10 protein-coding genes are annotated in these 11,090 nt (G+C 45.6%); all 10 read right to left on the bottom strand.

The genetic code is table 11. The features are described 5' to 3' along the window. Positions 1-18 precede the first annotated feature (18 nt). Entirely contained in the window at positions 19-1,320 is a 1,302-nt protein-coding gene (locus tag MKY62_RS03615) for a YhfT family protein (protein ID WP_003179582.1), read from the bottom strand. 144 nt (positions 1,321-1,464) lie between these two features. Next, positions 1,465-1,824 (bottom strand): DUF2620 domain-containing protein, encoded by a 360-nt coding sequence (locus MKY62_RS03610; protein WP_003179581.1) that lies wholly within the window; start codon positions 1,822-1,824, stop codon positions 1,465-1,467. 12 nt (positions 1,825-1,836) lie between these two features. Then, complete coding sequence (locus MKY62_RS03605) at positions 1,837-2,202, bottom strand: PRD domain-containing protein (protein WP_003179580.1); 366 nt, start codon at positions 2,200-2,202, stop codon at positions 1,837-1,839. Between the two features lie 100 nt (positions 2,203-2,302). Next, complete coding sequence (gene yhfZ, locus MKY62_RS03600; RefSeq protein ID WP_003179578.1) at positions 2,303-3,229, bottom strand: GntR family transcriptional regulator YhfZ; 927 nt, start codon at positions 3,227-3,229, stop codon at positions 2,303-2,305. 188 nt (positions 3,230-3,417) lie between these two features. Then, positions 3,418-4,608: a CamS family sex pheromone protein gene (locus MKY62_RS03595; protein ID WP_003179575.1), complete on the bottom strand. Its 1,191-nt coding sequence runs from the start codon at positions 4,606-4,608 to the stop codon at positions 3,418-3,420. Between the two features lie 15 nt (positions 4,609-4,623). Beyond that, positions 4,624-6,627, bottom strand: coding sequence for an NAD-dependent DNA ligase LigA (gene ligA, locus MKY62_RS03590; protein ID WP_003179573.1), 2,004 nt, complete (start codon positions 6,625-6,627; stop codon positions 4,624-4,626). A 33-nt stretch (positions 6,628-6,660) separates the two neighbouring features. Beyond that, positions 6,661-8,880 (bottom strand): DNA helicase PcrA, encoded by a 2,220-nt coding sequence (gene pcrA, locus MKY62_RS03585; RefSeq protein WP_003179572.1) that lies wholly within the window; start codon positions 8,878-8,880, stop codon positions 6,661-6,663. Positions 8,881-8,939: 59 nt separating this feature from the next. Continuing rightward, positions 8,940-9,626, bottom strand: a complete 687-nt coding sequence (locus MKY62_RS03580; protein WP_003179570.1) for a heptaprenylglyceryl phosphate synthase — start codon at positions 9,624-9,626, stop codon at positions 8,940-8,942. A 150-nt stretch (positions 9,627-9,776) separates the two neighbouring features. Beyond that, positions 9,777-10,088, bottom strand: coding sequence for a YerC/YecD family TrpR-related protein (locus MKY62_RS03575; RefSeq protein ID WP_003179568.1), 312 nt, complete (start codon positions 10,086-10,088; stop codon positions 9,777-9,779). A 2-nt stretch (positions 10,089-10,090) separates the two neighbouring features. Then, entirely contained in the window at positions 10,091-11,077 is a 987-nt protein-coding gene (locus tag MKY62_RS03570) for a DUF3048 domain-containing protein (RefSeq protein WP_025806296.1), read from the bottom strand. Positions 11,078-11,090 lie beyond the last annotated feature (13 nt).

The following is an 11,090-nucleotide window of genomic DNA, read 5'->3' as shown; positions in this document are numbered from 1 at the left end:
TTCCCCTCTTTCGATGATTTAGCCAACCTGCCATAAACCGACTGCATAGAGAAGATTAGCGACAATCCCCAACAATATAACTGCAATTGGGCCGACAGCCAATTCAACAAGCGGTTTTGATGCTATTCGGTTTATTAAATAAAATCCAATAACCCAGAAGAAGCCAATGCCAGGAGCAATTTTTTCCCCTGCCATCGCACTGCCAATTAATATAGCCATTCCTAGAACATCTGACAGCGAAGTGCGGATATGCTCTCCCATCTCCCTTACACCAGGCAGTTTGTCCATGCTTTTTGATACTGCGGATAATGATATGACCTCTAAATACATGACTAAAAAGCCCAACAGAAATGCTAAAATCGGTATATCCCTGAAAATAAGACCCACTGCAAATACCAGTGTGGTACCAGCTAAACCATAAACCCCCGTTACGATTGCAGTTGAAAAAACTAAAGGGATGAAACCAATTCCACGTGCAAATGTAGCGATTGCCGCCTCTGTGTAAAGCTCTTTATTAATCAATGCTTGAGGCATTGCATCCACTGCTAAAATCAGCATAGATGATGTTAAAGAAACAAGCCCTCCCATAAGAGCTAATAACCAGCGGTTTTTCTTAATTCGATTTACACGCTCATTAAATATATTCACTAAATTTGCATTAGTAGATTCATCTCCTCCTCTAATTCTCGCTGCATAATAAATCATCATTAACATTCCTGCTAATAAAGCCATCCCTTCAGGACTGAGCGAAATTTCATATCCCGCCGCTTGAAATGTTCCAAACTTTTCGAATAAGAGAAAAGAAGCTAAAGTTACAATTGCAGTGACGGCGGCTTTTTTTAAACCGTGCTGATATCCGACCGCTACAGCTGGAAATACTGTAAATGCGATAATAATAGGCTGGCCAATAAGACTTAAAGAGTCTATAAAATTCACGGGAAACTTGCCAAATAAATCTACTACAAATTGCAATCCTAAAACGATCCCAATACTATAAACGGCACCAATAACTCCTGCAGTTGCCATGCCTATTTTGTTTTCCGGAGTCCAAATGCCAATGATGTCACAAGCCAATAAAATACTGTGTCCAATAATGATTGTTGCTCCTATGGAAAGCGGAATACCAAACCCTATGATTAATCCAAAACTTAATGCAAAGCTTGTTGCAGCAAGCTCCCCTCTTGTCATTCTCCCCTCTAGGTATTCGGGCATAATCGGACGCAAACCATCATTAAATACAGCTACCCCGCGATTGACTAGTATAGAACCTAATGCACCAACAGCCGCTATGACAAGACATTGAATCAAAGAAAGGTCCATTACATTATTCACCTCTATGATTTTTCTCACCTTCTGTACATCATGTCATCCACGCTTCTTTTATTTCGAGCATCCAAGAAAGCGCTTTCCTTAACTGAAAAAAATTTAAGCCTGTATAACAAAATATATATTGGAAAAGTTCGCTTATTTTAATAAATAAGGAATTAAAATGTTTAATATATTTTGTGATGTTGAAGCGGTGAAACCAAAAGCAATTTTGCCGCTTTCTACTTCCTTCTCGATCTCTTCCTTGTTTTTTATGGTACTTGGAGAAGCCAAGGTGACGCATTTATCTTTACCTAATAATGCAATTGCCATTGCAAGAGCACCGCCAGATCCGGTTTCACAGGCGCCAATATAATAATCTGCCTTATTGTTTTTCACAGCCATAACAGCGTCCAAATCACCTTTGACCAATACTTCTACATTATTTCCCCCAATTTCTTTAACAAGTTTTTCAATCGCTTGTTTTTTCAACTGTCCGCCTATTACAATTCTCACCATAATAAAATCCTCCTATTTATTAGATTCTATGACTTTATGAAGATGAAGATAAAAATAAACGAGCTCACCTTCTGGAAGTTCTAGACCTGCCAGTGAATGTATAAAGTCTATCACTTCTTCTATTGCACTTTTATATGGTGTTTCATACATTTCATTGATGATGGCATTTGCAGGAACTTCTTCGCTTTCTCCCTCCTTAATTCTAGTTAAAGCCATCGCCATGTGCGTCCAAAACATTTCAGAGTCTTTGATCACCTCCTTTTTCAGCTTTTCTGATAAGAAAACAAATGTGTTCAATGTTGTGTTGAAAGCATTTTTTGTAATCACTCGACTCGTTAGTAAAATAGACAACTTTTCTTCCAGCTGTATTTGATTCACGCCAGTTCCTCCAATATACTGTATTTAGTATTTTAAATTAGATTTTAAATGCTAACCCATCGCCTCATTTATTGAATGACAAGTCGGATGGGCCGGCATTTTAGTAGCGCGGTATTTTCTCTCCCTTTTCTACGCTTTTTTGGGTGTCTAATATCTGTTTCTCATTAACCAAATTCCACTTTTCTGCTATTTCTTTTTCTCTGTCTCCTTCAATAACAATAACGGCTTCTGTTGTATCCTTGGAAATTTTCTTTGCTTTCGGTGAAAAAAAATCGATTGCTTTAAACGTTTGAATCATTCTTTTGTCATCAGCATTCCAAACTGCTGCATCAATTTGTTTTGAAAGAAGCATATCAAAGAGCTGCATATAATTCACATTGACAAATTCAGCATTTTTGTTTTCAAATTCAGCCAATGTTAATTGTTTCTGATCTAGAGATTCCAAATCAACACCTACTCTTACGCCATCCTTGCCTATTTCCTCATCTGGATGAGCTAAGAAGATTTTATGGGAAGATACATAACTACTTTCCCTGAATTTTTTGAAAATTTTCAAATTTGGATATTCTGCTATGATATGATCTGCCGTCATCTTAGAAACAATTGCAAAATCACTTCTTTTTGTTCGGACTGCTTCGATTCGATTCACTCCGCCACGCATGTAGATCAAGTTAACTGTTTTTCCGGTTGATTCAAACCCTTCCACAATCCCTGTTGCCAGACCCTCATATTTTCTTGAATACGGAAGTGGCATTGAGCCGATTAATGGTGCAATACCTGCAATCTCAAGTAATAAATTGTTATCCTTACTTACCAAAAACGTTCCTAAATGCCCTCTAGCCTCCAATTGAATCGCTTTCATATCAACTAATAAATTCAGCGCACTTTGCACAGTCCCCCTGCCGATGGATAACTTATGACAGTAGTCTGAGATACGGGGAATTTTTTCACCTGCTTTGATATTCATCAATTCTTTAGCAATATTTTTAGCTGCCAAACCATTTTTAGAGTAAAATTTTTCCCACATAATTAATCTTCCTTAAAACAATATACTATATTCTGTATAATCAATTATAAGAGTTGTGTCCTAATTTTGCAATAGTATTTTATTCAGAATACGTTAAGAAAAATTTGTTGGTGCTTCATAAATGAATGATAGGTCTCCATATCCCTTTTCTGCGTAATAAAAGAAGCAGCCAAAGGGCTGCTTCTTTTTTATGAATCATAAATATGGACGGTCGGTTCTTTGTCTCCCGGCTTTTTCAGAATGACGGCTTCCTGCCCGGCTGACGAATTAATGTTGATCTCAACGTTCAGTCCGCTTTTGCCGTAGTAGTCCATCACTTCACCGGTCAAGAACTGGGTAAAGGCGATGACTTCGCTTTTGCCGTAAAACTGCATCGGGATGTTGATTTTCATGTCCTGCATTTGGTCGTCTTTATAGAGAGCCGTGCCGACAACCCCTGTGTAGTTTGGAAAATACGTATCGACTTTGTTTTTAAAGCGTTTGAAGAGCTCCGCGTCATCCGGATGCTTCTCCGAACCTTCTGTTGAAGGGAAGAACGTGTACTCTTCATTGATTTTATCCCAGCCGCCGATCTCGCTTGTCCCTGCTTTCACATCGGTTTTGGCGATAAAGTTTCCAGGGACGATCGATGACTTAGGCGCCTGCTTGTAAAGCATGATCGTCAGCGGAATATTTTTTAGATCATCCATGTTTCTGATCCGTTTCGCCACTTCTTCAGCGATTTTTTCGCCTTCCTGCCTCAGCTTTTTGTCGCTGATGGTCACTTCTTTTTGCGGGTCGCCGACATTTTCGCGGTAGTAGTGGACAGAGTTCAGCGCAAGGCCGATCACGACGCCTCCGAGCTCAATCGTATCCTTGTCTTTGCGGATGAGGTAGTCGTGCTCAAGCATATGGGCGAGGTATATCGGGCTTTCTTCGTTTTGCTTCTCTGTTGATCCGCTTCCGGAAAGGGCCGGGTTCAGTCCGAGGTTTTTGAAGTTTTTATCGTCTTTCTCCGCTTTTTTCAAGTCGTCCCCCGTTTTTTTGCGGGCGAGCCAGCTCGATACCGTATCCTCATCCAGGTATTGTCCTTCTTGAAAAAGGTAATCGTCAGTAGAAAATGAATCTTGCGCAAGGCGCATCATGCCTGTCTCAAATTCATCGATATCCAGCCGCGTATTCAGGCGTTCGGTCGTCAAGCCGCGGGCTTTCCCCGCCTTGAAAGGAAGAACCATTTTATAATAAGAATCGGAGATGTTGTATTTCGGAATGATGGCTTTTTCTTTCGACTTATCCGTTTTCTGCACCATCTCCTGCTCTTCTTCTCCCCCAAAATTCGGCGCACAGGCTGAGAGCATGAGCATACCCGCAGCAGCCGCCAAACATAATATCTTTTTCAATAGAAAACACTCCTCTTATTTCTTTAGCTCACTGATCAGTCTTGCCTCATCCCATACTTCGATGTTTAGGTCTTCAGCTTTCGCCAGTTTGCTGCCTGCCGCTTCGCCGGCAATGACGAGATCGGTTTTTTTGCTTACACTGCCTGTGATTTTTCCGCCGAGCGCTTCGATTTCCGCTTTCGCGTCATTCCGCGACATCTCGCTGAGCTTCCCGGTCAGGACGATCGTTTTCCCCGCAAAATACGAATCGCTCGCTTCAGCGGCCGCTTTTTTCGGGCCTTTATACACGGTGTTGACCCCGAGTTCTTCAAGCTCGTCCAACAGCTTCAGAATCTCTTCTTTTTCAAAATAGGTGACGAGGGCGTCCGCCATCTTGTCGCCGATTTCATCGACTTCGATCAATTCTTCTTTTGTCGCTTTTTTAAGCTTATCGAGCGTTTCAAAATGCATCGCCAGCGTCTTGGCCGCTTTGGCGCCGATGAAGCGGATGCCGAGTCCGAAGAGAAGCCGTTCCAATGAGTTCTTCTTCGATTTTTCAATCGAATTCAATAAGTTGTCGGTCGACTTTTCCCCCATCCGCTCGAGATTGATCAGCTGCTCGCGCGTCAGCTTATACAGATCGGCGACATTATGGACGAGGTCTTCGCGGAACAGCTGGGTGATGACGCGCTCGCCGAGACCATCTATATTCATCGCATTCCGGGAAACAAAATGGATCAGGCCTTCCCTGATCTGAGCCGGACATTCCGGATTAATGCAGCGAAGCGCGACTTCTCCTTCGATTCTGACAAGCTCGCTTCCGCATTCCGGGCATTCCTTCGGCATGTTGAATTCTTTTTCTTTGCCCGTCCGCTGTTCGACGAGGACGTTGACGACCTCCGGAATGATGTCTCCCGCCTTTTTGACGACGACTTTGTCCAGCAGTCTGATATCCTTCTCTTTAATTAAATCTTCGTTGTGGAGAGAAGCTCTTTGGACGGTCGTTCCCGCCACTTTTACAGGTTCGAGAATCGCAGTCGGGGTCACTGCGCCCGTCCGGCCGACGCTTAATTCAATGTCCAAAAGCGTCGTAACAACCTCTTCGGCAGGAAACTTGTAGGCGATCGCCCAGCGCGGGCTTTTCGCCGTAAAGCCGAGCTCTTCCTGCTGGTCAAGGGAATCGACTTTAATGACGATCCCGTCGATTTCATACGGGAGGTCGGCGCGTTTTGTCTTGAGCTCTTCGACAATCTCAATGACTTCTTCGATCGTGCTGCATTTTTTTCTTTCATGATTGGTTTTGAAGCCGAGTTCGTCGAGGAAATCGAGTCCCTGGCTTTGCGTTTCAACGCCCATTTCATCAAGCTCCGCTATACTGTAGACGAAGATATCGAGATTTCGTTTCGCGGCAATTTTCGGATCGAGCTGCCTTAATGAACCGGCAGCGGCGTTCCGCGGGTTGGCGAACGGCTCTTCATCACGTTCGATCCGCGCTTTGTTCAGCAGTTCAAAGGAGCGCTTCGGCATAAAAGCTTCGCCGCGCACTTCAATAGAAAGATCGCGTTTCATTCTGAGGGGAATGTTTCTGATGGTTTTCAAATTTTCCGTAATATCCTCGCCCGTCGTACCGTCGCCTCTCGTCGCACCTCTGACAAATACGCCGTTTTCATAGCGCAGTGAAACAGCAAGACCGTCTATTTTAAACTCGACGTTGTATTCAACGTCTCCGACCGCCTGGCGGACGCGGCGGTCAAAGTCGCGCAGATCTTCTTCATTAAACGCGTTGCCGAGGCTCAGCATCGGCGTTTTGTGCTGCACTTTTTGAAAGGCGTCCAAAACGGCTCCGCCGACGCGCTGAGAAGGAGAGTCCGGCGTTTTCAGGTCGGGATGCTCTTCTTCAAGAGCAATCAGCTCTTTCATCAGCTTGTCATATTCGGAATCAGGCACGCTTGGATCGTCAAGGGTGTGATATTCGTAGTTGTATTTGTTAATCAATGCATGCAGTTGTTCCACACGGCGTTTAGCTGCTTCTTTTTCCATTGGTTTCGTCCTTTCATTTCAGGTCTTTTGCCATTATTGCTTTTCAATTGGCGCAAAGGCCGCGAGAAGACGCTTCACTCCGGTCGGGCTCGGAAAGGCGATGTCAAGCTCTGTCGATTCGCCGGATCCCTTGACGCTGACAACGGTTCCGACGCCCCATTTTTTATGGGAGGCTTTGTCGCCGACTGCCCAATTGACGCCGTCGCCGCCGGTTTTGCTGTACGATGCAGCCGGACGGGTAACGGGGCCTCTCCGCTCGGGCTTTCTTCCAAACGGCGTTTTCAGATCTTTTTTCTTCTCGTTTAGATTGTCCAATAATTCCTCCGGTATTTCCGCAATGAACCTTGATTCCGGGTTCATATTCGTTCTTCCGAACAACGTCCGCATCCGCGCGTTCGTTAAATAAAGTTCTTCCTCAGCCCTCGTGATGCCGACGTACGCGAGTCTCCGCTCTTCTTCCATCTCCGCTTCCTCCATCAGGGAGCGGCTGTGCGGGAACACTCCTTCTTCAAGCCCCATCAGGAACACGACCGGGAATTCGAGTCCTTTTGCAGCATGAAGCGTCATTAAGATGACCGCGTCTTGATTTCCGGTCTCTTCTTCCTTCTGATCAAGCTGATCGATATCGGCGATGAGCGCCAAATCGGTCAAAAAAGCGACGAGCGATTTGTCTTCGCTTTGCTGCTCAAAGTTTTTCGTTACGGAGAGAAATTCGTCGATATTCTCAAGGCGGCTCTGCGCCTCCAAGGATTTTTCCGCTTTCAGCATTTCGCGGTATTCGGTTTTTTCAAGGATTTCTTCCGTAAGCTCTGTGACGGATAAGTATTCCTGCATATTCGTCAGGTTTTCGATCGTCTGTCTGAACTCATCAAGCGCGTTGGCCGCTCTAGCACTGAGGCCGATAAAGTCAACCTGGCCGAGCGCTTCAAATAAAGACATACCGTTCATGTCGGCATAGGCCGCGATTTTATCGACTGAAGTCGCACCGACGCCGCGCTTCGGGACGTTCACGATCCGCGCAAAGCTGATATCGTCGTCAGGGTTTGCGACGAGGCGCAAATACGCGAGGATGTCCTTGATTTCTTTTCTGTCATAGAACTTCGTGCCGCCGACGATGTTGTAGTTGATGTTCGCCTTCATCAGCGTTTCCTCAATGACCCGCGACTGGGCGTTCGTCCGGTACAAAATCGCGATATCTGAGAAGGATCGTTTTCCAGAGCCGACGAGCTCCCTGATTTTGCCCGCGACAAATTGGCCTTCGCCAAATTCGTTGTCGCCTCTGAAGTAGGAGATTTTCGCCCCTTCGTCATTTTCGGTCCAGAGGTTTTTCGGCTTTCTGTTTGAGTTGTTCTGAATCACTTCATTGGCCGCGTTCAATATCCGCTTTGTCGATCTGTAGTTTTGTTCGAGCAGAATGACGCTCGCATTCGGATAGTCTTTTTCAAACGACAGGATGTTGGCGATATCCGCTCCGCGCCATCTGTAGATCGACTGGTCGGAGTCCCCGACAACGCAGATGTTTTGGAAGCGCTGCGCCATTTTTTTGACGAGCAAATACTGCGCCCTGTTCGTATCCTGATACTCATCGACATGAATGTATTGGAATTTCCGCTGGTAGTATTCAAGCACTTCCGGCACCCGGTCAAACAGGACAATCGTCGTCATAATCAAATCGTCAAAATCGAGCGACTGGTTTTTCCGCAGTTTCTTCTGATAATCTTTGTAGACATCGCTGACGACTTGTTCAAAAAAACCGCCGGCTGTTTTCTCGTATTCTTCCGGGGCGATCAACTCGTTTTTCGCACTGCTGATTGATCCTAGTATGCTTCTCGGATCGAATTTTTTCGGATCGATGTTTCTTTCTTTCAGGATTCCTTTAATGACGGAAAGCTGGTCAGACGTATCAAGAATCGAGAAATTCCGGTTGATGCCGATTCTGTCGATGTCTCTCCGCAAAATTCTGACGCACATGCTGTGGAACGTCGAAATCCAGATGTCATCCGCTCCCGGTCCGAGAATGCTTTCCACACGTTCTTTCATTTCTCTGGCCGCTTTGTTCGTAAATGTAATCGCCAGTATGTTCCACGGGGCAACGCGCTTCTCCGCCATTAAATACGCAATGCGGTGCGTCAATACCCGCGTCTTTCCGCTTCCTGCTCCTGCCATGATCAAAAGCGGACCGTCCGTCGTTTTGACCGCTTCCTGCTGCATCTTGTTCAATCCGCTTAATAATTGGTCGCTAATGTAATTCAATTCCGTTCACCGCCTATTCAAACATATGTTCTATTATAAACCAATCCGGTTCGTTGTGCTCATCCTTTTACGGCCTGTACCGTTTTCAGCGCTTCTTCGAAGTTCTCATAAATCGCGTTTCCGACTACGATCACATCGGCGTGTTCAGCCATTTTAACCGCCGTCTCCGCATCTTTGATGCCGCCGCCGTAAAACAGCGTCGTTTCCTGAAGCACGGCTTTCGTTTCCTTAACGGTCTCTGAATCACCCAGCATGCCGCTGTATTCAAGATAAAAGACCGGAAGGCGGAAAAGATGTTCAGCTACGCGGGCGTACGCTTTAATATCCTCAATGTCAAGCTCGGTATCTGCGTTCGTCAAAGCGGCAGCCTTGCAGTCCTGATTCAAAATACAGTACCCTTCAACAACAATCTCTTCCGGCGACATCAGCTCGCCGTATTCTTTCATCGCCTTTTTATGTAAGCCGGCAATCCAGTCTGTATCCCTGCTGTTGAGCACAGTCGGAATAAAATAGAGGTCAAACCCCGGGACGATCGCATCGATCGTCGATACTTCAAGAACGCACGGCACTAAAAAGCGGCGCACCTTTGACATCAGCCGAAGGACGTCATCTTCTGTGACATGGTCGCTTCCGCCGATCAAAACCGCGTCTGTTCCGGATTCGCACAGCTGTTCAAGCTGATCATCCGTAATATCTTTATTCGGATCGAGTTTAAAGACGTGCTTCCACTCGGTAATATCGTACATGAAAAAGCTCCTCCATTCGCGTTCTTACCATTTAAATATTATAACAAATTCAGCCCCTTTCGAAAAACGGATAACAAATAAACGATAAACGGGCAGAAGCACAAAAAAACCGCCGGTGCTCAGTGCCCTGAGCCAGGCGGTTTCATGACATCATGAAGATGATTCAGATTGATTTGCTTTGACGCGGTCCAGCGCCATGATATAAGCGTCATTTCCGTAGTTCAGGCAGCGCTTTACCCTGGAAATGGTCGCGGTGCTCGCTCCGGTTTCCGTCTCAATTTTATGATACGTGTTGCCGTCGCGCAGCATTCTGGCTACTTCGAGCCGCTGAGCCAATGATTGAATTTCATTTATTGTGCATAAATCATCGAAAAAACGATAGCATTCTTCGAGATCTTTTAGTGATAGTATGGATTGAAAAAGCTGGTCCAGCTCTCTCCCGCGCAATTTATCGATCTGCATCTTTACACACCTTCTCCTTTGCTAATAGAAACCTTGCTGAGATCGGGAACGATATTGATCCACGTTTTTCCCGGCACGAACGGAACGGTTTTGCCGTCCGCCGTCGGTATGATCCGGCCGTTTTCGTTCTTCCAGCTGATCCGATGGACTTCCCCGTTTTGCAGAAGGAGTCCTTTTCCGCCTGAACGAAGGTCAATATCCCTTCTCCCGTACGCATCTTTCATATGATGTTCGGCTTCCGCTATTAGAATGTTTTGAAGAACAACCGGTTCTTCTGTTTCAAGGTCTGTTGTCAAAACGCCGTCTGACTTTCTCACATAGCCTTCAACCTTTTTATCATAACCATATTCGACACGGTTTGTAACGGATTTTGTTCCATAGTCTAACCGTATAGAATAAAGCGCATCCGAAGGTTTATCAGGGCTTGCTTTAAAAGTGAGCGGTTCTGTGCGGGTTTCGATGGCATATCCTTTGTCATCTGCTGCTTGCTTTACGTTTTTGTATGATGTGTACGAATTATGCGGCGCTTCCCGAAAATCGGCTCTCCAAAACAGGGTCCCGTCGTGATCCATTCCATTGATATGATCGGCGTCGCCGTTCAACAGGCGGTCTTTTGCCCCCGGACTCCAGCCGTGATGCACAAGGATGCTGTCAAAACCGAGAGCCAAATCAATGAAATACTCCCGGGCGCTGCGGACTGGGCCAACCGCTTCAGGCATATCGCTTTGATAGATCGCCAACAATCGTGTGATCGGTCCTTCACTGAGAGCTTCAATGACAATGTCAGCCTTGCTTAATCCCGACTGCGGCCTTGCTTTTGAATGATTGTTCACCACAACGGCAATGGGCCGCTGCCGAATATCTCCGTCCGCCTTCAACCCTGTCAGCGGATGAATGTTCTTTTCCTTTTCCTGCTGTTCCTGCGACTGGCACGATGCAAGCAGTAAAAGCGAAGCAAAACAAAGCAGTACTCTTACATATCGATTCACCATAGATTAGCTC

The sequence above is a fragment of the Bacillus sp. FSL R7-0646 genome, assembly GCF_037969865.1.
GTDB classification, from domain to species: Bacteria; Bacillota; Bacilli; order Bacillales; family Bacillaceae; genus Bacillus; species Bacillus licheniformis.
This window is presented reverse-complemented; position numbering and strand designations above follow the sequence as displayed.

Excerpts from the sequence above, each read along its gene's own strand:
- MKY62_RS03575 (WP_003179568.1), bottom strand. The coding sequence starts at position 10,088 with ATGCAGATCGATAAATTGCGCGGGAGAGAGCTGGACCAGCTTTTTCAA.
- MKY62_RS03580 (WP_003179570.1), bottom strand. The coding sequence starts at position 9,626 with ATGTACGATATTACCGAGTGGAAGCACGTCTTTAAACTCGATCCGAAT.
- yhfZ (WP_003179578.1), bottom strand. The coding sequence starts at position 3,229 with ATGTGGGAAAAATTTTACTCTAAAAATGGTTTGGCAGCTAAAAATATT.
- ligA (WP_003179573.1), bottom strand. The coding sequence starts at position 6,627 with ATGGAAAAAGAAGCAGCTAAACGCCGTGTGGAACAACTGCATGCATTG.
- MKY62_RS03610 (WP_003179581.1), bottom strand. The coding sequence starts at position 1,824 with ATGGTGAGAATTGTAATAGGCGGACAGTTGAAAAAACAAGCGATTGAA.
- MKY62_RS03615 (WP_003179582.1), bottom strand. The coding sequence starts at position 1,320 with ATGGACCTTTCTTTGATTCAATGTCTTGTCATAGCGGCTGTTGGTGCA.